The sequence below is a fragment of the Pseudomonas bananamidigenes genome, assembly GCF_001679645.1.
Lineage (GTDB): Bacteria > Pseudomonadota > Gammaproteobacteria > Pseudomonadales > Pseudomonadaceae > Aquipseudomonas > Aquipseudomonas bananamidigenes.
This window is the reverse complement of record NZ_LRUN01000067.1, coordinates 31,522-55,762: the sequence shown is the minus strand read 5'-3', so window position 1 is coordinate 55,762 and position 24,241 is coordinate 31,522. Positions and strand designations below refer to the sequence as shown.

Below are 24,241 nucleotides of genomic sequence, written 5' to 3'. Positions count from 1 at the left end.
CAGATCGCCAGCGCCGCCGAAGAGCTGTCGGCCGTGACCGAACAGACCAGCGCCGGCGTGAACAGCCAGAAGGTCGAGACCGATCAGGTGGCCACCGCCATGCACGAAATGACCGCCACCGTGCAGGAAGTCGCGCGCAACGCCGAAGAAGCCTCGCAAGCCGCAGCTGCCGCTGACGGTGAAGCCCGCGAAGGCGACAAGGTGGTGAACGAAGCCATCGCCCAGATCGAGCGTCTGGCCAGCGAAGTGGTGCGTTCCACCGAAGCCATGAGCGTGCTGCAACAGGAAAGCGACAAGATCGGCAGCGTCATGGACGTGATCAAGGCCGTGGCCGAACAGACCAACCTGCTGGCCCTCAACGCCGCCATCGAAGCCGCCCGTGCCGGTGAAGCCGGTCGCGGTTTTGCCGTGGTCGCCGACGAAGTCCGTGGCCTGGCCCAGCGCACGCAGAAATCCACCGAGGAAATCGAAGGCCTGGTGGCCGGTCTGCAGAACGGCACGCAGCAGGTATCCGCCGTGATGAACAACAGCCGCGCCCTGACCGACAGCAGCGTGGCCCTGACCCGCAAGGCCGGCGACTCCCTGGAAAACATCACCCGCACGGTGTCGAACATCCAGTCGATGAACCAGCAGATCGCCGCAGCCGCCGAACAGCAAAGCGCCGTGGCCGAAGAAATCAGCCGCAGCATCATCAACGTCCGTGACGTGTCGGAACAGACCGCTGCGGCGAGTGATGAGACGGCCAAGTCCAGCGTTGAACTGGCGCGGTTGGGTGGGCAGTTGCAGCAGATGGTGAGTCATTTCCGCGTCTGACCTACAACCAGCGCTGAAGCGAAATCCAATCGCGGGCAAGCCCGCTCCCACAAAATTCTGAGGCGTACACAGAGACTGTGTTCGACTCTTTACCTGTGGGAGCGGGCTTGCCCGCGATTGCGTCAGATCACTTAACGCGTCCCCCGCTGCCGCAACGCCGACGGCATGAAATACGCGTCCTCCGGCATCGGTTGCGAGAAGTCGACGGTGGAGGCCTCTTCGTTATCCAGGTTCTGCACGTAGTAACGCCGGGCCTGCAAGTCGTGGAAGACGTCCAGTGCGCTCCAGGTGGTGGGCAGGTCGTAGAAGTTTTTCAGGTAGGCCATCGACACGCGCCACAACTCCCCTCGCCCGTCGTACTGGTCCACCAGCGCAGCGCCCCAGCTGTCCTCGTCCAGAAACAGCACTCGCTTGGAATAGACATGCCGCGCACCCGGTTTGAGCGTGCCTTCCACCACCCAGACCCGGTGCAGTTCGTAGCGGGTGTATTGCGGGTTGAGGTGGCCGGGGGTGAGCAATTGGGCGTATTTCACTTCGGGGCTGCCGACTTTGTAGTTGTTGTAGGGGATGTAGATTTCCTGCTTGCCCTTGAGCTTCCAATCGAAGCGGTCGGGGGAGCCGTTGAACAGGTCGGTGTCGTCTGCGGTACGCAGGCCATCGGATGAGGCGATCGGCGTGTCGTAGGCGAGGTTCGGTGCACGGCGCACGCGGCGTTGGCCGGCGTCGTAGATCCAGGCCTGACGGGGTTCCTTGAGCTGGTCCAGCGTCTCATGAACCAGTGCGGCACCACCGGCGAGACGCGCCGGGCTTTTCACGAAGGCGAGGTAGTAGAACAGGATGTTTTTCAGGTCGGCGAACTGGCCGCCCGGGCGGTAGTAGTTGAAGAAGCCCTCCTGCTGCGAGGTCACCAGCGCGAAACTGCCGTTGCGCTGTACCGGCGCTTCGGAAGCACGACGGACGACGTAGATGCCGCGATAGCGGGTGATGTGGTTCCACAACACTTCGACACCATCCTTGGGCACCGGGAACGGCACGCCGCCATACGCATCGGCGAACCCGCTGCCGCCCTCCAGCAGTTTGGCCGAGGTCGCGTTTTTCAAGGTGTTGTCATACAGCCATTGCGGCGCCGAACCGGATCGACGCGAGGGATAAACCGGCATCTGGAAGGTGTCGGGGTAGCTGTTGAACAGAGCAATCTGGCCCGGTGTGAGATGCGCCTTGTACTGGTCGAGATTGGCCTTGGTGATGGTGAACAGCGGCTTGTCCGCCGCGTAGGGATCGGGGTGATGCTGACCGGGTTTGTAGCCCGCCGGGGCCTGGGTGATGCCGCCGGTCCACGCCGGAATGGTGCCGGCCGCGTTGCCGGCGCGCTCGGCGCCCATGGGGGTGAGCGTGGTTTTCAGTTGTTCGGCCCGCTGGGGCGAGATGGCGGCCAGCGTGCTTGCGGCGGTGAGGCTCAAGAGCAACGCCAGTGTGGTCTTGGTCAGTCGTGATGCAGGAAACATGTTCGTTCTCCGAATTCAAAAAACCTGTGGACTCACAAGAAATACTTGAGGTTGAACCCGACGTTGTCGCGGTCGCGGATGCCGTTGTTCTGCCCGCCGCCCCAGAACTCGGTGTATTGCAGTTCGGCTTCGAGCCTGTTCTGGTAGTTGGCCTTGACCCCGAGGGTGTAGGCCTTGCGCCCGTCGATGGCGTTACCGGCCTGGTAGCTGTTGCCCTTGAAGTCGTCCTTGTAGACGACGTAAGGCGAGACGTTGATCCCGGCGTACACATCGTTCCAGGTGCCGTTGAACATCACCGTGTAGCTGTAGGAATTGCGGTTGACCTGATCGTCGCGATCACCGCCGGACACGTACGATGTGTTGCCGGTACCGGCGTAGTAGCGGGTGCTGCCGTCGTAGGCGGTGTATTGCAGACTGCTGCCGCGCAAGTGCTCGGAGGCCAGTTCGAAGATGCCGAACATCGAGTCGAACGACAGGGTCGGGCCGAAGTTGTAGATGCTGCCCAGCGAGGTGTTGAACGCTTCCACCCGCTCGGCGTTGTTGATCCGGCTGTCGAGGGTGACCATTTGCCCGCCGACGTTGATGGCCTTGCCGGACACCGCCGCCGCAGCGCCATTGGCCAGATCGCCGATCAAGTCGTTGGTGGCGGCGATGCCGATGGGCAGGTTCGGCCGATAGGCCAGTTCACCGAACACCGAGGCATTGCCCAGGGTGGTGTTGAAACTGAAGCCGTACATGCGGATGTCTTCGGCATACCGCCGATGGGCCTGGATGTTGCCCATCACATCGGCGGTCGCCAGACCGTTGGCGAGAGCCCCGGCCTGACTGCCGGCAACGCTGGAGAGCATGTTGGTAAGGGCATTCATGTCGATGCCCTTGTAGCCACCGAGGTCGGCGGCGATGGTCGGTTCCTTGGCGTGGTAGTTGACCATGTACAGGCCGAACTCGGTGCTGTTGAGTTCTTCGGCGATGTAGCGAAAGGCAAAGCCGAACTGGCCGTCGTTGCGCGCGTTGTAGTCCTTGCCGATGGACGCCACTTTCAGGGTGTTGCCATAGGCCGGGGTCACGCCATTGGCGTAGAGGCCGGTGGATTTCAACGCCGGGCCCAGCATCGGGTTGTTGCCCAATGCGCTGTACAGGCCGATGACATTGCCGAACCCTGGCACCGGCGTGTCGAGGGCGGTGCCGCTGAAGTTGTTGTAAGCGGTGTTGCCGCCGTCGGCGAACAGGTCGGTCTGCGAGTAAAAGGTGCCGACCGGGTCGATGCGGGTTTCTTTCCAGTTGGTCTGGTAGAAACTTTCCATGGTCAGGCTGTCGGTCAGGCCGATGTTGAAGCTGACCGCCTCCACCGGCATCAGCACTTCCTTGACCTCGGCGCCGGGCAAGCGGTACTTGGCGGCGTCCACCGGGTTGGTGGTGTTGATCCCGCCGCGATAGAAAATCCCCTCGCCCCAGTTGAACACCTGACGCCCAACCCGCGCCGTCACCGGCATTTGCGCAACGTCCCAGCTACCATGGACGTAGGCGTCGAGCATCTCGATCCGGCTGCCGGCGATGTCGCGGGTCTGGCTGGTGAAACGGTCGTCCTGGGGATAACTCTGGCTCGGCTGCGACGGGCTGTTGTTGTGGTAGTAGTCGTTGCGCTTGTCCATCAACTGGGTGTCGTAGAACGCGGTGCCGCGCAGGAACATCCCGTAGTTCTGGTAGTTGGCCTCCAGCTCCGAAGTGATCTTGTACACCTCGGAAACCAGCCCGGTGTCGAAGTTGCGATTGCCGTCGTTGGTGTTGACGTCATCGTTGTTCTTGTCCCGGCCCTGAACCCGCCACAAGCGGCCATAGGACAGAGTCGTGTCGAGCGAGCCGGTGACCTGATTGTCCAGCACGCTGAACTCGGCGGCCTGCACCGCGTCGACTGCGCAGAGTTGCAGCAGCCCTGCCAAACCGACACCGGGGAGCGCTACGCCAGACAGGCGCAATCGAGTGTTGATCATCTGTTCCTCCTTCCCTGTTCTTATTGTTGTGTGTTGCCGCGATGCTCAGGGCGCCAGTCCCGCGCTGACATAAATCCGGCTATGGGCGCCGAAATGGCCGAGCAGTCTGAGTAGTTGCCGGTTGAGCTCCGGATGGTCGAAATTCTCTTGCTGCAACTGATTGCCGGCACTGAAGTCGCTGGTGACCGGCGCCGCCTCAAGCCATTGGCCGATGGCTTCATCGAAGGCGGCGGAGTCGTCTACAGACTCGGCGCTCACCACTTCACGCAGGTAGTCCACGGAGTACGGCGGGTAATGCGCGTCCCCGGCGGCATCGGCGTAAGCATCGAGCATCGGATGCGGCTGACCGGCGCGCAGCACGCGACGCAGCCAGGTCGACTGGTATTTCTCGACTTCCATGTGGCGGTCGCGACCCGTTCGATGGACGCCTGTTTGCCTTCCGCAAAACCGGCCAGGGCTTTGCCCTCCAGCAGCAGAAGGCTCGGCAGTTCGACGCCGGGCAACGGCTTGGCGTGATACGGCTGGGTCAGGTCCTGAACGTGGTGCAGGCCCCAACCGAGAAAGCGATAACCCCAGTAGGAATGACCGCTGGCAAACGCCAGTCGCGCCAGCCCCATGTACTGATACGCGCGCCAGTCCGGCCAGCTGCGCTCAAGAAATCCGGCGGCCGCGTAGACCACCGGGCTCTCATGGAAGAAGCCCATGTGGAACGGCGCCTGGGAGCTGTACTGGAAGCGCGCATCGCCAAACGGCTGCGGGCCGAAGCCGTACAACGCGGCGACGTCGCCGGGGTTGTCGCTGAAAAGATTGATGTCGTGGCCGTAGTCCGGCTCATCGGCGGCGCTCGCCAGCACGGCGAGGGGCGCGACTTTTTCGTGATCGGCCACGCGGATGAAACGCTGGCGATTCCAGGGTGAAAGCGTCTGCTCGACCATCACCTGGTCGGCTTGCAGATGCTCGCGTTCGGGCAGGTCTTTGCCCGGCAACGGCTGGATGACCATTGCCAGATGAATCTGCGGATTGATCCGCAGCGCGGTGAGGAAGTCGTGGCGCAGATTGTCGCTCGGCACCGCTGGCAATTTCAGGTTGTCGGGGCGCGGCGGGTATTGCTTGAAGTGTTCGCGGGCGAAGCGCTCCTGCTCATCGAGCAACACGACGATGGCCGGATACTGATCGGAGAGAAACCGCTCCAGCGGTTCGACTTCGACGGGCGATGCATCGCGCAACGCCGGCAGATCCTGCAACGCCAGGTAACTGCCCACCGTATGATTCGACCAGCCCCACGCCGTCGGGGCCATTGTGCAAAGCAGCAGGAGGGAGATCAGCTTCATTGCTTCTGGTTCTTGTTATGTGTGCCGTGGGGATCGAGCCTAACAATCGACCCCGCCCCTGACACTGTCCGATCTCACCAGAAAAGTTCTCCGATAGCGCCACGTGCGCTGTTCGTTCAGGCCGGGTAACCGGTGATCTTGCGGATGTTCTGGTACAACGGCTTGAGCTGCCGGTACATGCGCAGATACACGTCCCTGTACAGTCGCTCATAGACCTTTTGCGCCTCGGGCTGCGGCATGAATACCGCGCCGACCCGGGTCATCGCCGCAATCGCCGTGGGGAAATCCGCGTGCAATCCCAATCCCACCGCACAACAAATCGCCGCCCCCAGACCGGACGCTTCGTAGACGTGCGGACGCTCCGCCGGCAGGCCGAAAATGTTCGCCGTCAGTTGCATCGCTGCATCACTTTGCGAACCACCGCCAGCCACTCGCAAACGGGTGACGGAGATCTTCGAGCGCTTCTCGATTTTCTCCATGCCCTGACGCAACGCATAAGCCAGGCCTTCGAGGATTGCCCGGTAAATGTGCGCGCGGGTGTGCACGTCACCGAAGCCGATCATCGCGCCTTTGGCTTCGACACCCGGCTCACGAATCCCCGGTGACCAGTACGGTTGCAGCATCAATCCCATCGAGCCCGGCGGCACCGCCTCGACCAGCGCGTCGAACAGCTGCTCGGGCTCGATGCCCTGTTCTCTGGCCTGCTGCATTTCCCGCAGGCCGAACTCGTTCTTGAACCAGCTGACCATCCAGTACCCGCGATAAATCATCACCTCGCAGTTGTACTGATCCGGCACCGCCGACGGGTACGGCGGAATCAACGGGACGATTTCCAGATAGCGCGAGCGGGTGCTGGTGATCGTCGCGGTGGTGCCGTAGGACAGGCACACCGTGCCCGAGTCAACGACGCCGGAACCGAGCACTTCACAAGCCTTGTCCGCCCCCGCCGCAATCAGCGGCACGCCTTCGGGAATGCCGGTATGAAGACTCGCTTCGGCGCTGATATGGCCGAGGGTTTCACCGGGTTTGTGCAAGGTGGGCAGTTGCTCGGGACGCACCGCCAGCGCCTGCCATTTCCAGTCACGGGTTGCGGCCCAGCGCAGCCGTTTGAAGTCGAACGGCAGGTAGCCGACGCAACAACCCACCGAGTCGACGAAGCGCCCGCACAGGCGATGCGTGAGAAACCCGGAGAGCAGCAGAAATTTGTCGGTCGCCGCCCACACATCAGGCTGATGGCGGGCGATCCAGTTGGCCTCGGCCTGAGCGCGAAAGTAATCCACGGTGGCCTGCGCGCCGGCCAGTTTAAACAGCCAGCCCCACGGCCCCTTGATCCCGCCTTCGACTTCGCTCTGGCGCTGATCGAGCCAGAGAATCGCCGGGCGCAGCGGCTTGCCCTGAGCGTCGACGTTGATCACCGTGCCACGCTGGGTGGTCAGGGAAACCCCGGCAATCTGCGAACGATCGATGCCGGTTTGCGCCCACACCTGTTGGCAGGCCTCGCCCAGTTTCGCCCAGTAATATTCCGGATCCTGCTCGGCCCAGCCCGGTTGCGTCGAGTAATAGGCCTGCAATTCAACCTTGCCCTTGCCGAGCAGATTGCCCTGCAAATCGAAGAGCAGCGCGCGCACGCTCTGGGTGCCATTGTCGATGGCCAGCAGGTAACGCTTGTTCGGGTGGTTGTCCATGGAGCTCTCTTCGAGGGGCATCACTGCACGATTTCCGGCAGGCCGTGATGGCGTTGCCATAACGCCTGATAGCGTTGCTGTTCCTGTTGCCAGCGTTCGTCGTCCCAGCCCAGTCGTGGCTGGCAGAGTCGGCGAATGCCCGGGAAATAATCGGCGCCGCCATGGGGCAGCAACAGGCCGAGACGGGTTCGACGCAGCAGCAGGTCATCCAGATGCAGGACCATTTCCGCGTCGCAGGCGAAGGCCAGTTCGGCCCACAAGGTGTCGGTGGCGCCGACCGTTTCATGGCCCAGTTCGGTGAGCAGTTGCGCCAGCCTCGGCAGGTCTCGGCCATGTCGCCCGGCCAGACGTCGCCACTGGCCGGGGCTGAGACCGGGAATCGTCAGTGGCGGTACCGCCGCGAATACCGGCGCGGCATCATCTTCGAAAGAACGACCGAGCATGTCGGCGCAAGCTTTAAGCACTTCGATGGCTTGCGGGCGGAACGTCGTGAGTTTGCCGCCGGCCAGCGTGACGCAACCCGGCTCCTGCCACAGCACATGTTCACGGGTTTCGTTCGACGGTTTGTCTTGATGCTCACCCGCTGCACTGCCCACCACCGGGCGCACGCCGGACCAGGTTGAAAGCACGTCGGCCGCTGTCACTTCAGCGCCGGGAAACTGCTGTCGGCAGGCGGCCAGCAGATAGTCCAGTTCTTCACCGCTGATGCTCGCGCTCTGGTCCAGATTCTCGCGGTGATCGAGGTCGGTGGTGCCCACCACCGTGGCGCCTTCCCACGGGAAAACGAACACTGGTCGCCGATCCTGCTCGTGCATAAACGTAAAGGCCTGCGCCACCGGCAAGCGCCAGCCCGGCAGCAGCAAATGACTGCCGCGCAACGGGCGCAACTGACGTGGCGCTTCGGCCGGACGCAAGCGTTCGGCCCAGGCCCCGGTGGCCACCGCCAACACACCACAACGCAATTGCAGTGAGGCGCCGGCCTCGCAGTCCTCGACCTGAACCCCGTACACCCGCCCGTTTTCCCGCAGCAGATGTTCGACGCGCACACCGTTGAGCACCACCGCGCCATCGGCCCGCGCTTCGCTCAACACGCGCATTACCAGCCGCGCGTCATCGGTCAGCGCATCGACAAAACAGGTGCCGCCCAGCAAGCCGTTTTCTTTCACGCCCGGCGCCAGATAACGCAGTTGCTGTGCGTTATGGAAACGATGATCCCGGCGCCCGGCCAATGCGTCATACACCGACAACAAACCACCCAGCACCCGAGGCCCGGGGAAGCCGCCGCGATAGTGCGGCATCATGAAGCTCATCGGTTCCACCAGCCCCGGTGCTTCGTCGAGCAGGCGCTGGCGTTCGCGCACCGAATCCCGGGTCAGGCGCCACTGGCCCTTGGCGATATAGCGCAAACCGCCATGGACCATTTTCGAAGAGCGGCTGGACGTGCCCCAAGCAAAATCACGCTGCTCCAGCAGCAGGCAACGCCAGCCACGGCGTGCGGCTTCACGCAGGATGCCGGCGCCGCTGATGCCGCCGCCGATGACGATCAGATCCCAGTTCTCACCCGCCAGCGTCGGCAGGACTTGCTGGCGCCATTCGGCGTTCCAGTCCGCGCTCATGGCGGTCACTCCTGCAACAGCGTGCCGGGGTTCAGGCGCCCGGCCGGGTCGAAGTGCCGGCTCAGCGCCTGCAGGGTGTCCATCGCCAGTTCGCCCTTTTCGCGCAGCAGGTATGGCGCGTGATCCTTGCCCACGCCGTGCTGGTGGCTGATGGTGCCGTGGTTGTCGACGATGGTCTGGCTGGCCGCGTGTTTGAGGGCTTTCCAGCGGGCGAGCGTCGCGGGATAGTCCGCCGCCGAGCGAAACACGTAGGTGGTGTAGATACTCGAGCCTTCGCCATAGACGTGGGACAGATGGGTGAACACATGCACCCGTTCGCCCTCGGCCGCCAAGGCATCGCGCAGGCTGTTTTCGATGCGGTTGAGCAGGTTGTCGACGTTGCTCCAGTCGGTCGCGGTTTCCAGGGTGTCGACCACATAACCGGCGTTCCACAGGTTCTCCCGCAGATACGGAAAACGAAAGCGGTTCTGCGCCCACTTCTTGCCGAGCAGCGTACCGGTGAACACGCCACCGAAGGCCTTCAGGTGCTGACGGGCCTGGCTCAGGGACAGCGCATTCTGCTTGCGATTGCCGGTCACGCCGAAGGTCAGCAGGCACTTGCCTTCGCCCGCGCCGCGCAGGTTCAGGTATTTTTCCAGCCAGGCAATCTGTTGCGGGTGACCGGCCAGCGCCAGTTGGGTTTCGGTTTCCACCGCGTTGGACAAGCGCAGCATCGACAGCGGGACCCGCGCCTGGGCCAGTTGCCGGATGGCTTGCAGCGCCTTGCTCCAACTCGGCAGAAACACGCCGTAGAAACGCTCATCCGCCGGCAGTGCACTGACCCGCACCTTGACCTCGGAAATGATCCCGAAACGTCCCTCGCAACCCAGCACTACTTCACGCAGATCCGGGCCGGCCGCCGAGGCCGGGAAGGTTGGAATCTGTAGCGGCCCGGCAAAGGTTTCCAGTGTTCCGCCGGCGAACAGTTGCTCGATCCGTCCATAGCGCAACGACTGCTGGCCGCTGGAACGGCTGGCCACCCAACCGCCCAGCGTCGACAGTTCCCACGACTGCGGGAAATGTCCCAGCGTGTAGCCACGGGCGCGCAACTGGCTCTCGACCTGCGGGCCGCTGGCGCCGGGGCCGAAAGTCGCCAGCAGACTTTGTTCATCGAGGTCGAACAGGCGATTCATCCGCGCCAGCGACACCGTCACCACAGGCCGCGCAGAGTCCGGCGGATTGATGTGCCCGGCCACCGACGTGCCGCCGCCGTAGGGAATCAGGCACAGGTCCTGCGCCTGGGCGAGGGCCAGCAATTGGCGGATGTGCTCGGCGGTTTCGGGGAACGCCACGGCATCGGGATAGTTGCCCAGCGCGCCTTCGCGTAGCGCCAGCCAGTCCGGCAGGCTCTGTCCTCGGGCGTGCAGCAGGCGATCGTGGGCATCGATGCTGTACAGCGCGTGTTGCACCAGCCGCGAGACCGGCACCCGGGCCAGCGCGGCTTCAAGCGTTGCGTCGGGCAATGCGCGCCCTTCTCCCAGCCGCTCATGGAGAAAACCTGCGCCCCGGGCCGGCAGTTCGACCACCGTGGTTGCATCGCCCCAGCCGTTCCAGCGTCGCATGCGTGTGTCCTTCTGTGCAGTCCGATCAGTGAGATTTCAGGCCCTCATACTAGTCAGCCGGCCAAAAGTGTCACGGTCGCATCCGGCCAGTTCGAGTAGCCAATTGAGTCAAACGTCGCACAAGCGTCAGCCATTTACTTTAGCCGTGGATTCAAATTACCTTTCAGGGCGCTCATCCGCCCGTGGCGGTCTCGATCAAGGGAATTCGGTCATGCAATCGCTCGGTTTCACCTCCGTTCCGCCACTGCTCAAGTACCTGCGTCATGCCGAGCATCTGGGCCTGGCCATCGAGCCGGCGCTGGCGGCGGCCGGGTTGCAGGCGCAACAGCTGAGCGACAACAGCCTGCGCCTGCCCGGTGAAACCCACGAGCGCTTGCTCGACTACTTTTGCGAGCATTCGGGCGATCCGCTTTTCGGTCTCAACGCCGCCAATTTCGTGCTGCCCAACTCCTGGAGCGTGCTGGGCTACATCACCATGAACTGCGCGACGCTGGGCGATGCCATGAGCCGCATCATGCCGTTCGAAAAACTGGTGGGCGACATGGGCGTCAGCCGTGCCGAGGTGCAGGGCGAGCATGTGCACCTGATCTGGAACTGCCGATTCGAACGCCCGCGGATCCGCCGGCATCTGGTGGAAAACGTGCTCGGCTCCTGGCTGCACTACGCACGCTGGATCGCCGACACCCGGTTGTCGCCGGCCGCCGTTTGGCTGGAACATTCGATCCCGGCGGACACGACGCTGGAACAGTACGAACGGTTTTTCGAATGCCCGGTGCTGTTCGATCAACCGTATTCGGCGTTGATCGTGCCGCTGCCGTATCTGCAGTTGCCGTTGCGCCAGGCCGATGCGCATTTGCTGCGCACCCTGGAAGAACACGCGCAAAGCCTGATGGCGACGCTGGAGGATGCGTCGCTGGAACAACGGGTCAAAGGCATCCTGCGCCAATTGCTCAAGGAAGGTCTGCCGCGCAAGGAACAGGTGGCCGAACATCTCGCGGTGTCCGTGCGCACGCTGCAACGCCAGCTGCATCAGGCCGGCACGTCATATCAGCAGATTCTCGATGAGCTGCGTCAGGAGCTGGCCGAGCACTACCTGCTCAACAGCACCTTGCCGATTCAGGACATCGCCCAGTATCTGGGCTTTACCGAGCCGCGCTCGTTTCACCGCACCTTCAAGAGCCGACGCGGGATGCCGCCCGGCGAGTTTCGGCAGACTCACCGGGTTAGTGGTGGTGCCGAATAAGTGTTCGACTCACAGCTCCCCTCACCCCAACCCTCCCGAAACGTCGGACCGCCCCGAGGGAGAGGGAGCCGACCGCGAAATGCTAACGATCTACGCCGACCTGAAAGATCTTTTTTGAATCCATAATCGATACGATCTTTCAGGTCGGTGTATGACGATAGACACCTCGGTCAGTCCCCTCTCCCCTGGGAGAGGGTTAGGGTGAGGGGGCTTTTGGCTCAGAGGCTGATCGCGTTGGTGAACACCAGGCGATTGCCGAACGGGTCGACGATGGTCATGTCCTGGCTGCCCCATGGCATGGCCTGGATGCCCGGGTGCGAGAACTTGTAGTTCTTCGCCAGCAGTTGCTGCTGAAACGCCTCCAGCTCATCGGTCTCGATCCGCAGGGCCGAACCCGGTGTCGCATCGCCGTGATGCTCGGACAGGTGGAGCACGCATTCACCTCGGGAGACTTGCAGGTACAACGGGAAATCCGCTTCGAAACGATGCTGCCAATCGATCTTGAAACCAAGGAAGTCGACGTAAAACTCCAGCGCCTTGGCTTCATCGAAGATCCGCAGGATCGGGGTGGTTTTGCCGAAGCTCATGGGGTGCTCCCTGACTGATTGGCCCCGCCGTGCAGCCGGGGCAGATGTCAGCAATTCGGCTTGGTGATGGCTTTCTTTAATCGCAATGTGCCATCACTGTGACGCACTCCGCGAAACTCAGCGAAAGTTGTCACGCAGATCACCCTCGCGGGCCAGAAAGCGCCCGGCCCTCTGCCCGTTGGCCTGACCGTCGCGGTAGCTCAATACGCCGTTGATCCACACGCCATCGATGCCTTGCGCCGCCCGTTGGGGATCCTTGAAATCCGCGACGTCCTGCACGGTTGCCGGGTCGAACAGCACCAGATCCGCCCAATGGCCTTCGCGAATCTCGCCCCGCCCCTTCAAGCCGAAACGTGCCGCCGACAGACCGGTCATCTTGTGCACGGCGGTGTGCAGCGGGAACAGACCGACATCGCGACTGAAATGGCCCAGCACCCGGGGAAAAGCCCCCCACAGACGCGGATGGGGAAACGGATCTTCCGGCAGGCCATCGGAACCGACCATCGACAGCGGATGGGCAAGGATGCGTCGCACGTCCTTCTCGTCCATGCCGTAATACACTGCGCCCGCCGGTTGCAGGCGTCTGGCGGCATCGAGCAGTGGCATGGTCCATTCGGCAGCGATGGCGCTCAGGTCGCGGCCGCTGACTTCCGGGTGCGGCGTCGACCAGGTGATGGTGATGCGGTGAGCGTCGGTCACCTGCTTGAGATCCAGCGTCGAAGAGCTCGCCGCATAGGGGTAGCAATCGCAGCCGACCGGGTGGGTTTGCGCCGCTTCCTCCAGCGACGCGAGCAACTGCGGACTGCGGCCCCAGTTGCCCACGCCGGCACACTTCAAGTGGGAAACGATCACCGGCGAGCGGGCGTGGCGACCGATGCGAAACGCTTCGTCCATGGCCTCCAGCACCGGTTCGAACTCACTGCGAAGATGCGTGGTGTACACCGCGCCGAATGCCGTCAGCTCTTCGGACAGTTGCATCACCTCATCGGTGGACGCGGAAAACGCGCTCGCATAGGCCAGCCCTGTGGATAAACCGAGCGCCCCGGCCTCCAGGCTTTCACGCAGTTGCTCGCGCATCGCGGCGATTTCATCGTCGGTCGCGGTGCGAAACAGATCGTCGAGGTGATTGCTGCGCAGTGCCGTGTGGCCGACCAGCGCTGCAACATTCAGGGTGGTGTTGGCCGCTTCCACCGCCGCGCGGTAATCGCTGAAACGGGGATAGACGAATGCGGCGGCAGTGCCGAGCAGATTCATCGGATCCGGCGGTTCGCCCTTGAGACTGACCGGTGCGGCGCTGATCCCGCAATTGCCGACAATCACCGTGGTCACGCCCTGGCTGAGCTTGGGCAGCATCTGCGGCTGGCGGATCACCACGGTGTCGTCGTGGGTGTGCACGTCGATGAAACCCGGCGCCAGCACGCGGCCGGCGGCGTCGATTTCGTCGGTGGCGCCGACGTCGCGCAAGTCACCGATGCGTGCGATGCGGCCATCGAGAATCGCCACGTCGGCGGTATAGCCCGGAATGTCGCTGCCGTCGATGACCAGGGCGTTGCGGATCAGGGTGTCGTACAGCATGTCAGTCTCCGGCGGCAGCGCGGGCGTCAGTGTCTGCCCTTGATCAAATGGTGATCGAATCCTTGTTCGATCAGGTAGCGCCAGGCGACCTCGACTTCATCGGGAATCACCTGCTCGACCTGAAAGCCCAGCGAAGGGTAAACCATGATCCGGTGGATATCTCCGACCATTTCGTCGATCAATCCGAGGACCCCGATCAGGTTACTCACTTCACCCGGAAAACCGAACGACGGCGCATCCACCCAGGCCTCGAGCCCCGGCCATTGAACGGGCAGGGTCAACGCCACGCGCCGGATCGAATTGGGCTTGGTCAGGAACGTCGCCCGGCGCACGTCCGGGAACAATGCCCTGGCAAACGCGATGTTCTCGGCGAAGTTGGTGGCGCGGGATTCGAGGGTGAATTGATCCGGCGAAACACCCTGGATCATGGCCCGTTGCGCAAAAACATCGGCTTCGGTGCGTTCCCACAAATGCTTCGTCCAGTTGCCGGTGTTGCCGGTAAACAGCAGATGCGGGGCGACGCCTTTTTTCAGCAACTGGCAGGCGTAATCGCAGACCCGCAGGTCGTAGGAGCCGCACACCACGATCAGCTCACAATCGCTGTGTTGGCGCCCTGCTCCGAGGAAATTCCACAGGACGGTCGCGTGTCGCAAGGTCGGTGTCATGAGTGTGCGAACCTCTGGGTTACCTGCCCGCTGATCAACAGTCCGCCGTCGGCATAAAGGTGCGTATCCACCCCGCCCTGCGAGACCGGGAGCGCCGTGAAATCTGCGTACGTCCGCAGTGCTCCATGAGCGCTCAGCGTCGGATCGTCGCCAATGCCGATGCACAGCGCGCCGCTGCTGACCGCCGATTGCACACCGCTGACGGAGTCTTCGAAGACCAGGCATTCATCGCTCTGGCGATCCAGTCGGGCGGCGGCCAGGCGATAAGGGTCCGGGGCCGGTTTGCCACTGCGCACATCGTCGCGGCAGATGATGCAGTCGAACACTTGCGTCAGGTCATGTTGCTGCAGGACGTGATCGACCCGCGCGCGCCAGCTGCTGGTGACCAGCGCCAGCGGCACGTGCCCGGCGAGACGCTCGATGAACGAAGCGACGCCCGGCACCAGCGGGCAGATCGAAACCTCTTCGATGGCGTCGACTTCCTGCTTGATGAGCACACGCTGCTGCTCGTCGAACTGGCCGAACAACGCCTGCAGGGTGTAGCCGCCGGGGCGACCATGAATGTGTTCGTCAATGAAGGCCTGATCGACCGCCACGCCGTACTGGCGTGCCACCGTGGTCCAGGCCCGTTCGATGACCTGACGCGACTGGATCAGCACGCCATCCATATCAAAGCAAACGGCTGTAAAGGTTCGTTGAGTCATCGGTTGCACTTCGCATTTTCGGATAGGCAATGAATGCCAGGACAGTGCCGGTCAACGCAAACAGGGCCATGACGTACCAGGCCCACTGTGGCTGCGTGTCGTACAGATACCCGGCGAAGGGTGTGGCAAGGCCCATGGGCAAGGCAACCGCCAGCGAGTAATAGACGCCCTGGGTAAACACCTGCAGCTGCGCCGGCGCATGGTCGCGAATGCAGCGCATGATTGCCGAGTGGTAAGCCGCAAAACTCAAGGCGTGCAGGCATTGCCCCAGCAGAATCACCGCCAGCGCATCGCTGTCGGAAAACAGCGCCCAGCGTATCGCCGCACAGACACTGGAAACCATCACGATAGACAGCGGTGAACAATACGCCAGGACTTTGTTGGAGAACGCGAAATAGGTGATTTCCGCAATCACCGCCACGGCCCAGAACATGCCGATCGCGGTGGCCGGGTAGCCCTTGGCGCCCCAGCCGATCGACGCCGTGGAAAAGTACAGGGTGTGGCTCAGTTGAATGAAACTGGCGGCAGCAATCGCGATCAGCAGGCCTTTGTGTGCGAACAGCGCCTTCCAGTCAGGCCGTTTCGTCGTACGCTCGTGCGGTTGCAGAGGCGCCAGCGTGACCCGACGCTTGAGCCACAGACACGCCAGTGCAGTGAACAGCATGCTCGCCGCAATCACGATCGGCACCCACATCTGGCCGTAGTGCGCGAACAGCAGACCGCCGAACGTCGAGGTCAGGATGAATGCCGAAGAGCCCACTGCGCGGACCCGGCCATAGTTCTGCAGGGCCTGCTTGTCACGCTTGAGCAGATAGGACTCGGACAATGGCAGCACCACCATCCACAGCCCGCCGAAGACAATGCTCAGACACACAAAGCCCCATAACCGGACCGGCATGAAACAGAACAGCAACGTACACACCGCCGCCGCGAATCCGAGAACGGCTGCCAGTCGCAGCTGATCCACGCGCCAGTCGGCCACGTAGGTCATCAATACGCCGGTCACGACCTGAGGCCAATAGACCGCCGCAATCAGCAGACCGATCTGGCTGGCGCTGAAGCCCAGCGAATCCAGCCAGGTCGGCCAGAACGGATAGATGATCCCCTCCGCGGCAAAGAACCCGAAAAAGATCAGATACATGGGTCAACCATACGCTCGACACTCCTGAACAGGGCTCCGGGGGAGCCCTGAAATACGCTATCCCTTATTCGAAGCGTTGGCGGGTGAAGCTGTTCCTGCCCTTGCGCCAGACGATCAGTGCTTCGCTCATGACCACCAGATCGACCATCCCCTCTTTGAGCGCATCCAGTGCGTCCTGTGGCGAGCATACGATCGGTTCTTCGTGCCGGTTGAACGACGTGTTGATCAACGCCGCCTGACCGGTGCGCTCGTGCCAGGCATTCAACAGGCGATGCATGAACGCATCACGCTCCGGGCGAATGATCTGCGGCCGCGCGGTGCCGTCGATGTGCACCACCGCCGGACTGGCTTCGCTGAACGACGGATGACAATCGTAGGTCATGGTCATGGTGTCTGCCGCCACTTGATCCTCATCCCAGCCGACGTAGCAGGCAGCCGCCTGTTCAATGGCGGTGACCGGTCCGAAAGGCATGAACTCGGTGCGGTGCATGCGCTTGTTCAGCCAGTCGTTCACCTCGGCATCCTGCGCGTGATAGACGATGCTGCGGTTGCACAGCGAGCGCGGGCCGAACTCCATCTTGCCCTTGAACATGCCCAGCACCTGGTTTTCCATCAGTGCGTCGGTCAGCACGTCGATGATGTTCGACGGCGTGTGATAACCGAGTTCGGGGTAGTCGCGCTGGATCAGGTTGATGTTCTGCGAAACGCTGCGCGACTCCGGGCCGAGGGTCATGGCCGGGTTCCTGAAGCGGGTGCCGTTTTCCAGGTATGCCACCCCCACGGCCGCCGCCAGCGCCAGCCCGCCATCGCCCATGCACGGCAGCACATAGACGTTTTTCACCCCCGGAATCTCGCGCAGGCGCTGATTGAGTTTGACGTTGCCGAACACTCCGCCGGCCAGGCACAGGTTGGCGCTGCCGCGTTGCGCCAGATGATGCTTGACGACCGCCACCAGCAAATCCTCGGAGTGACGCTGCACGGCGGCGGCGATGTCTTCCGGGGTTTCTCGGGAGAACAGGGTCTGCAGTGACTCGCTGTAGTTTTGGTAGGACGGCAGGAACAGGTCACCGCAATTCGCCCTGATGCGCCCGTCTTCGAAACGGATCATCTGCTGCATCACCCCCAGCAACTTCTGCGGGTCACCGAACGCGGCCAGTCCCGTGACCTTGCCTTCATGACGGTTGGGTTTGTAACCCAGCAAATGAGTGATCCGGCCGTAGAAATAACCCAGGCTGTCGATGCTGGTTTCGCGCTGCAGCACCGTGGTTTCGGTCGGGCTGTACCAGGTCACGGTCAACGACTGGAAATCACCGCGCCCGTCACAGGTCAGGGTCAAGGCTTCATCGAATGGCGAGCAGACATAGGCACCGAGGGCATGGCACTCGTGGTGATCGATGTAATACGCCTTGCCGGTCAGCCCGTTGGCGGCAATGTACTGGTCGAATTCGGCACGTTTTTCTTTGTCGTTGCGGACTTCATCGGTGACACGCTGGCGGAACTGCGCCAGGCCTTCGGGGTTGTTCCTGACTTCTTCGACGACCCGGTCGAAATACAACTCAAGGTGCTTGTCGGCGCTGAAACCGGCATTCCATCCATAGGCCACGTAATCGACATCCTCCAGCGACAGGCCGGCCTGGTTCAACACGAAATCGATGGACTTCGCAGGCCAGATCTTGTGGTCCTTGATGCGGGTGAATCGCTCTTCGCTGACCGCCGAGAGAATCTGACCGTCACGTACCAGGCAGGCACCCGACAAGTCATTATTGGTAATGCCCAAAATGATCATAACTACTCCTTGTTATTGCCAATTTCGCGGATGAGTGTGCCCGTGACCGAAGAGCGCAATGCTCCGGCCAGGGCGCTTGGCGCCGTGTCATGAACCGTGAGGAGGCGAAATCGTCTGGTTCGCCCGGGATATGCCTTTACGTGCAGGCAGCAGAGGTGCGTATTGCCATCGCAAATTCCTTTTTGCAGAAAAATTCCACGGGCGTTACCCACCGACCTGGCCTCATGGCCAGACAACCAGTGGGTGCCCGCTATCCTACAAACCGGCCTGTTGCGTTGGCCATGTCTGTGCAGGGATCAGACTAGTAGGAAATATCTGAACGTTTCGATGAGCCTCGGCGCCCTGTCCTTCTTTTCCGGGGCATAAAAAAACCTGCGGGAGCCGAAGGGCTCCCACAGGTTCGAGTGCGATGTGAGTGTGTGGACTCACAGCATTTCGTTGCGAATCCACTCGACGACCGACGTGCGCTTCGGCGCCCAGCCCAACAGTTCGCGGGCGTGTTTGCCGCGTACACGGCTGTTGGAGCCCAGGCCATAATTGGCCATTTCATAGCCCCACTCTGCCTCGGCGTCTTTCAGCGGCCAGTCTTGTGGCTCACCCAGATTCAGGGCCTCGGCCATGGCGGTGGTCATGTCGATGAACGACGCCTCGCCGCTTTCAACGAAGTAGAACGTGCCCGGAACATTTTTGCTCAGGGCCAGCAGGTACAGCGCCACCACATCTTCGATGTGCACGTTGGACCAGATGTTCTGCCCGGTACCGACATGACGCACCACACCGCTTTTGCGTGCCTGTTTCAGCAGGCGCGGCAACTGCACGCTGTCGCGATGGACGCCCAGGCTGTGCCCGTAGATCAGGGTGTTGCAGATCACGGCCGAGTTCACGCCGTCCTTCGCTGCCGCGAGGATCAGGTTGTCGATGGCCACCCGCGCAGCCTTGTCGACGGTCGGCTCGGGCAGGTTGTCTTCGAAGTAGATGACATCGCTGGATTTACCGCCCGAAGCATCGCCGACGATGCTCGAACCGCTGGTGTGCAGGAACACTTTGTTCGAGCCGCGCAGGGCGTCGAGCAAGGCTTCGACTGCGCCGCGATGGTCGCTGCTGGCAGCGTTGATCACTGCGTCGGCGGCACGGGCGTGTTTGCCCAGCAGCGCGTTGTCGTCGAGGGTTCCGATCACCGGGGTGATACCCAGTGCTTTCAACTCATCGGCCTGCTCGGCGCTGCGCACAAGACCGGTGACGCTGTGGCCGGCCTTGACCAGCCCGGTGGCGATGGAGCCGCCGATAAAACCGGCAGCGCCGGTGACGAATACGTTCATGGAGAAACTCCCTGCGTGAATAAGTGATGCAGCGAGTATCGACCGGCGAGCCCGGTGGAAAAACCCGCCCACAACCAAATCACTGTTGCGCAGGGATCACGAATCAGCCCTTGAAATCGGCGCTGGCGTAAGCCGCCAGTTTGCTCTGGATGAAATCCAGGAAGCACTGGATGCGCAGCGCCAGTTGCGAGTTGCGGTAGTACACCGCGTTGATCGGCTGGCGATAACCGCTGTTGAATTCCGCCAGCAGCACCTTGAGGCGCCCGGCGCGAATGTCGTCGATGGTCATGAAATGCGAGAGACAGGCAATGCCCTGGCCTTCCAGCGCCAGATGCCGGACCGTCTCGCCGCTGGAGGCGCTGATCGCCGGGTTGATCGGCCAGCGGTCACCGTGCACGTAACGCAACGGCCACTGGTTGAGGCCTTCGTTCTGGGTGAAGCCGAGCAAGGTGTGTTCGCTCAGATCGGCGACCTGAAGCGGCGCACCGTGTTTTTCCAGATAGGCAGGACTCGCAACGATCAGCAGCGGACTGCAACCCAGCGACCGAGCGTGCAACGTCGAATCGGCCAGGGCGCCGATGCGGATGGCGACGTCGGTGCTTTGTTCCAGCAAATCAATGATCAGGTCGTTGCTGTTGAGTTCGAGCTGAATGTCGGGGTACAGCCGCCGGAACTCGTCGATGTACGGCACGATGGCGTGGAGCATGAACGGCGAGGCGGCGTTTATGCGCAGCCGTCCTGATGGCGTCTGTTGACGTGAAGACAGGCGCTCTTCGAGTTGATCCATCTGGTCGAGGATCAGCTTGGCCTGTTCGAAGAAATACTTGCCTTCTTCAGTCAGGTCCATGCGCCGCGTGGTGCGGTTGATCAGCGTGGTGTCGAGCTTGGCTTCCAGTCGTGACAACGTGCGGCTGACCGCCGAGGGCGTCTGCCCGACCTGCTCGGCGGCGGCTGAAATCGAACCGCACTCGATCACGCAGACGAAAATCTGCAACTCATCGGATCTGGCTTTCACGGGTGTCCTCGAATCGAAAGGCCTGCGGTACAGGCTCAGGCCTTCGATAGTAGCCGAGCGTCAGGCCTTGAGGCCAAACACCTCGCTCAGATGCTGCTCGTAACGCGCCACGTCCGCGTCGATGTTCGGGCGTTTCATCACGTCCACGCAGAGGAAGGTCGGCAGACCGGTCATGCCGAGGAACTGGTTGGCCTTGTGGAACGGGAAGTACACGGCATCCACGCCTTTGGCCTCGAAGAAGTCGGTCGGATCGTCGAACGCCTGCTGCGGCGCATTCCAGGTCAGCGACAGCATGTATTGCTTGCCGTGAATCAGACCACCGCTGCCGTACTTCTGCGAGGAGTCGGAACGGGTGCGGCCATCGCTGGCGTAGAGGCTGCCGTGGCCTTCGGTGAAGACTTCGTCGATGTACTTTTTCACGGTCCACGGCGCGCCCATCCACCAGCCTGGCATCTGATAAATGATCACGTCGGCCCAGAGAAATTTGGCCACCTCTTCGGCGATGTCATAGCCCTCGTCGATGAAAGTGGTCTTGACGTCGACACCGCCACGATCCAGCACACCGAGCGCCGCTTCGTGCAGAGTGTCGTTGTAGCGACCGTCGGAGTGGGCGAATTTTTTACCGCCATTGAGCAACAGCACTTTTTTCATGGGACAGCCTCGATCGGATGCCGATACACAGCGCAGAGCGCCGGATGGACAAGGGGAAGAAATTGGATGGCGGCAGATTAACGATGCGCCTCGCGCGGAATAAGCGTCGGTTGCGCAAAATTCATTTGAGTAAAACGCACGAATAGAACGTCGATTGTTGCCGTAGGATTGGCCGCCATCTGAATCTGAATGGAGTTTTTTGCCATGAGCGAACGTCAGGGTTTCATCCTGCACGCCAAGACCCGCCCGGAAAAAGCCGAAGCCTTCGAAGCGTTTTTCCGCGCTTATGTCGAGCCAAGCCGCGCAGAACCTGGCTGCATCGAGTACCACATGCTGCGCGACAAGGAAGACCCGAGCCTGTTCATCTTCTACGAGATCTGGGAAAGCCAGGCGCATCTGGACGTGCACTCGAACCTGCCGCACATGCAGCAGTTTCTCGCCAATCGCATGGAATACCTGGAGCGGGATTTCGATATCCGTCCGATCGAGATGCTCAGCGCATCGTCCGCTAGCCGCTGATCAGCAGATGGGCGCCCAGCGCGCACAGACCGATGAAGAACACCCGCCTGAACAACACGGTGCTGATGCGCTGGCGCAGCCATTGCCCGAGCCACATGCCGAGCATGGCCGGAATCAGCATCAACAGCGAAGCGCTCAATTGCGCGCCACCCAGCGAGCCGCGCCAGAGCAGTCCGGCGGCCAGCGCCAGGGTCGACACGGTGAAGGACAGGCCCAGGGCCTGAACCAGTTCATCGCGACTCAAGCCCAATGCCTGCATGTAGGGGACGGCGGGAATCACGAACACGCCAGTGGCCGAAGTGATGACGCCGGTGATCAAACCGCAGAGCGGCCCCAGCCACGGTTCACGGCGACGACTGACATTCAGCGTCGGCAGGAACAATCCGCTCGCCGCATAGAGCAACAGCGCCACACCGAGCCCGCGCACCACCCAGTGCCCGCCCGCCATGCCGATCCACAATGTACCGATGGCCGTACCGAGGACAATCGTCAGCAGCATCGGCCACAGCCGTTTCACCAGTGCGCGCAAATGCCCGCCGAACGCCAGTTGCCAGACATTGGTCAGAGTCGCCGGAATGATCAGCAACGCCGCAGCCTGCGCCGGTGCCATAGCCAGACCGAGCAGCCCCATGGCGACAGTGGGCAGGCCGAGGCCGATCACGCCTTTCACCAGGCCGGCGAGGACGAAGGTCATCAGCACCAGTAAAGACAGGGCCAGACCGAGGTTCTGATAGAAATCTGCGAGTGCGTTCATGGCGATACTGTGCGCCGGCGCGGGTGAACTGAAAATCTGTCATACACTGAGGCAGCCTCTCTTTCAGCAAGAGTCACGACCGATGCACTTCGACCTCACCGACCTGCGCCTGTACCTGCACATTCTCGACAGCGGCAACATCACCGCCGGTGCCGCCCGCAGTCATCTGTCGCTGGCGGCGGCCAGTGCGCGGATCCGTGCCATGGAAGCTTCGCTGGGCACGGCGTTTCTGGAGCGCGGACGTCGCGGGGTCACGCCGACGCCGGCCGGAAAGGCCCTGGCGCAACATGCGCGGCTCTTGCTGCAACAGGCCGAGCGCATGCAGCAGGACCTGAACGAATACGCCCGCGGTGCCAAGGGCCAGGTGCGTCTGTTGTGCAACACCACGGCCATCAGCGAATACCTGCCGGAAGTGCTGGCGGATTTCCTGAGCGAACATCCCAACCTCGACATCGACTTGCAGGAACTGCCCAGCGCGCGCATCACCCACGCCTTGCGTCAGGGAACGGCAGACCTTGGCATCGTCTCCGACGCCGTGGACACCCACGATTTGCAGACCCGGATCTTTCGCGACGACCCGCTGGTGCTGCTCGTGCCGCCGGGGCATGCGCTGGCAGAGCGTCTCTCGCTGACCTTTGCCGAAACCCTGGCCCATGACTACGTGGCGCTGGGTGCCGACAGTGCCCTGGCGATTCATCTGGAAGAACAGGCGCTGCACATCGGCCAGCGCATGGCGATCCGCATCCGCGCCGATGGTTTCGATGGCCTCATGCGCATGGTTGCGCGGGGGGCGGGGCTGGCGATCGTGCCCAAAGTGGCGGTTGAGCGCTGGCCCCGGGCGAACTCATTTGCCTGTGTGCCGCTGGACGACCAATGGGCCAGGCGGACACTGCACCTGTGTTCAAGAAATTTCGCCCATCTGCCGGCCTACACCCAAGCCTTGCTGGAGGCACTGACGCCTTGACTCTACCGCTAGGGGCAGACTCTATCCTGTGAGCTTCTTTTCAGGAGTACACACTATGGGCAAACGAATGCTCGTGATTCTGGGACACCCCTCCACCGAGAGTTTTTGCGGAGCACTGAGTGAAACCTACGTTCAGGCGGCCAAGGACGCCGGGCATGAGGTACGGTTGATGCGCCTGGATGCGCTGGATTTCGACCCGGTCCTGCACGAGGGTTACAACAAGATTCAGCCGCTGGAGCCCGATCTGCTGCAAGCGCAGGCCGACATCACCTGGGCCGAGCACCTGACTTTCGTCTATCCGATCTGGTGGGGCGGGATTCCGGCGTTGATGAAAGGCTTTCTGGACCGCATCTTCCTGCCCGGTTTCGCGTTCAAGTACCGCGAGGGCAAAGCCTTCCCGGACAAACTGCTCAAAGGGCGCACCGCCCATTTGCTGGTGACCATGGACACGCCGTACTGGTACTACAAGTGGTTCTACGGCATGCCGGGCCTGCATCAGGTGCGCAAGACCACGCTGGAATTCTGCGGGGTCAAGCCTATCAAGACCCTGACGTTCGGTCCCATGCTCGGCTCCAGACCGGAGCAGCGCGACGTATGGCTGAAACAGGCGCGGGCCAGCGCCGCGATCTGAATCCGACGCCACTGTCCAACTGACGGCGCCGCCGACGCCGTCAGCCTTCCACGGGCTCTCCCTCAAGCCCGTCCGTCAGCTGTGCGCGTCATTTACGCACAGTTGCAACCTGCCGATGGTATTCACCCTATAATCGCCCGCCGGT

General features: G+C 62.2%; 20 protein-coding genes and 1 pseudogene. 5 read left to right on the top strand and 16 right to left on the bottom strand.

Translation table 11 applies throughout. From position 1 onward, the window contains the following. A partial coding sequence (locus tag BBF94_RS22015) for a methyl-accepting chemotaxis protein (RefSeq protein WP_225875083.1) occupies window positions 1–813 on the top strand: 813 nt, incomplete at its 5' end. A gap of 131 nt (window positions 814–944) precedes the next feature. Here BBF94_RS22015 and BBF94_RS22010 read toward each other — a convergent pair. The 6 genes and pseudogenes from BBF94_RS22010 to BBF94_RS21985 all read right to left on the bottom strand — a co-directional run bounded on the left by BBF94_RS22010 (window position 945) and on the right by BBF94_RS21985 (window position 10,542). Further along, window positions 945–2,318 carry a DUF1329 domain-containing protein gene (locus BBF94_RS22010; protein WP_065261074.1) on the bottom strand — a complete coding sequence of 458 codons (1,374 nt, stop codon included), beginning with the start codon at window positions 2,316–2,318 and terminating at the stop codon, window positions 945–947. Window positions 2,319–2,350: 32 nt separating this feature from the next. Continuing rightward, complete coding sequence (locus BBF94_RS22005) at window positions 2,351–4,309, bottom strand: DUF1302 domain-containing protein (RefSeq protein WP_065261073.1); 1,959 nt, start codon at window positions 4,307–4,309, stop codon at window positions 2,351–2,353. Between the two features lie 45 nt (window positions 4,310–4,354). Then, window positions 4,355–5,640: pseudogene (locus tag BBF94_RS22000) on the bottom strand (phospholipase). A 116-nt stretch (window positions 5,641–5,756) separates the two neighbouring features. Continuing rightward, window positions 5,757–7,325, bottom strand: a complete 1,569-nt coding sequence (locus BBF94_RS21995; protein ID WP_065261072.1) for an FGGY-family carbohydrate kinase — start codon at window positions 7,323–7,325, stop codon at window positions 5,757–5,759. 20 nt (window positions 7,326–7,345) lie between these two features. Then, complete coding sequence (locus BBF94_RS21990) at window positions 7,346–8,941, bottom strand: glycerol-3-phosphate dehydrogenase/oxidase (RefSeq protein ID WP_065261071.1); 1,596 nt, start codon at window positions 8,939–8,941, stop codon at window positions 7,346–7,348. 5 nt (window positions 8,942–8,946) lie between these two features. Then, window positions 8,947–10,542 carry an FAD-binding oxidoreductase gene (locus BBF94_RS21985; protein ID WP_065261070.1) on the bottom strand — a complete coding sequence of 532 codons (1,596 nt, stop codon included), beginning with the start codon at window positions 10,540–10,542 and terminating at the stop codon, window positions 8,947–8,949. Between the two features lie 211 nt (window positions 10,543–10,753). Here BBF94_RS21985 and gliR point away from each other — a divergent pair, with 211 nt between their 5' ends. Further along, window positions 10,754–11,785, top strand: a complete 1,032-nt coding sequence (gliR, locus tag BBF94_RS21980) for an AraC family transcriptional regulator GliR (protein ID WP_065261069.1) — start codon at window positions 10,754–10,756, stop codon at window positions 11,783–11,785. Between the two features lie 218 nt (window positions 11,786–12,003). Here gliR and BBF94_RS21975 read toward each other — a convergent pair whose 3' ends face one another. The 9 genes from BBF94_RS21975 to BBF94_RS21935 all read right to left on the bottom strand — a co-directional run bounded on the left by BBF94_RS21975 (window position 12,004) and on the right by BBF94_RS21935 (window position 21,228). After that, window positions 12,004–12,372, bottom strand: a complete 369-nt coding sequence (locus BBF94_RS21975) for a glyoxalase superfamily protein (protein WP_065261068.1) — start codon at window positions 12,370–12,372, stop codon at window positions 12,004–12,006. 117 nt (window positions 12,373–12,489) lie between these two features. Beyond that, window positions 12,490–13,947: a D-aminoacylase gene (locus tag BBF94_RS21970; protein WP_065261067.1), complete on the bottom strand. Its 1,458-nt coding sequence runs from the start codon at window positions 13,945–13,947 to the stop codon at window positions 12,490–12,492. Between the two features lie 26 nt (window positions 13,948–13,973). Then, the gene (locus BBF94_RS21965) at window positions 13,974–14,612 is read right to left on the bottom strand and encodes a YdcF family protein (protein WP_065261066.1); all 639 of its coding nucleotides are present in this window, start codon (window positions 14,610–14,612) and stop codon (window positions 13,974–13,976) included. Then, on the bottom strand, window positions 14,609–15,316 hold the full coding sequence (locus BBF94_RS21960; RefSeq protein ID WP_082302454.1) for an HAD family hydrolase: 708 nt from the start codon (window positions 15,314–15,316) through the stop codon (window positions 14,609–14,611). Before BBF94_RS21960 ends, BBF94_RS21965 begins: the two co-directional genes overlap by 4 nt. After that, window positions 15,282–16,457: an MFS transporter gene (locus BBF94_RS21955; protein WP_065261064.1), complete on the bottom strand. Its 1,176-nt coding sequence runs from the start codon at window positions 16,455–16,457 to the stop codon at window positions 15,282–15,284. Before BBF94_RS21955 ends, BBF94_RS21960 begins: the two co-directional genes overlap by 35 nt. A gap of 64 nt (window positions 16,458–16,521) precedes the next feature. Beyond that, complete coding sequence (locus BBF94_RS21950) at window positions 16,522–18,243, bottom strand: carbamoyltransferase family protein (RefSeq protein ID WP_065261063.1); 1,722 nt, start codon at window positions 18,241–18,243, stop codon at window positions 16,522–16,524. Window positions 18,244–18,668: 425 nt separating this feature from the next. Beyond that, complete coding sequence (locus BBF94_RS21945) at window positions 18,669–19,562, bottom strand: NAD-dependent epimerase/dehydratase family protein (RefSeq protein ID WP_065261062.1); 894 nt, start codon at window positions 19,560–19,562, stop codon at window positions 18,669–18,671. Between the two features lie 103 nt (window positions 19,563–19,665). Then, on the bottom strand, window positions 19,666–20,577 hold the full coding sequence (locus tag BBF94_RS21940; RefSeq protein WP_065261061.1) for a LysR family transcriptional regulator: 912 nt from the start codon (window positions 20,575–20,577) through the stop codon (window positions 19,666–19,668). Between the two features lie 60 nt (window positions 20,578–20,637). Then, on the bottom strand, window positions 20,638–21,228 hold the full coding sequence (locus BBF94_RS21935) for an NAD(P)H-dependent oxidoreductase (RefSeq protein ID WP_065261060.1): 591 nt from the start codon (window positions 21,226–21,228) through the stop codon (window positions 20,638–20,640). 204 nt (window positions 21,229–21,432) lie between these two features. Between BBF94_RS21935 and BBF94_RS21930 the strand changes: the two genes are divergently transcribed. After that, window positions 21,433–21,747 carry a putative quinol monooxygenase gene (locus BBF94_RS21930; protein WP_065261059.1) on the top strand — a complete coding sequence of 105 codons (315 nt, stop codon included), beginning with the start codon at window positions 21,433–21,435 and terminating at the stop codon, window positions 21,745–21,747. Here BBF94_RS21930 and BBF94_RS21925 read toward each other — a convergent pair. Next, a complete protein-coding gene (locus BBF94_RS21925) occupies window positions 21,737–22,501 on the bottom strand; it encodes a sulfite exporter TauE/SafE family protein (protein WP_065261058.1) in 765 nt (254 codons plus the stop codon). The genes BBF94_RS21930 and BBF94_RS21925 overlap by 11 nt on opposite strands. Before the next feature lie 82 nt (window positions 22,502–22,583). On the opposite strand from BBF94_RS21925, the gene BBF94_RS21920 reads away from it, so the two are divergent. Continuing rightward, window positions 22,584–23,465 carry a LysR family transcriptional regulator gene (locus tag BBF94_RS21920; protein WP_065261057.1) on the top strand — a complete coding sequence of 294 codons (882 nt, stop codon included), beginning with the start codon at window positions 22,584–22,586 and terminating at the stop codon, window positions 23,463–23,465. A gap of 55 nt (window positions 23,466–23,520) precedes the next feature. Further along, window positions 23,521–24,096, top strand: coding sequence for an NAD(P)H-dependent oxidoreductase (locus tag BBF94_RS21915; protein ID WP_065261056.1), 576 nt, complete (start codon window positions 23,521–23,523; stop codon window positions 24,094–24,096). Window positions 24,097–24,241: the final 145 nt, after the last annotated feature.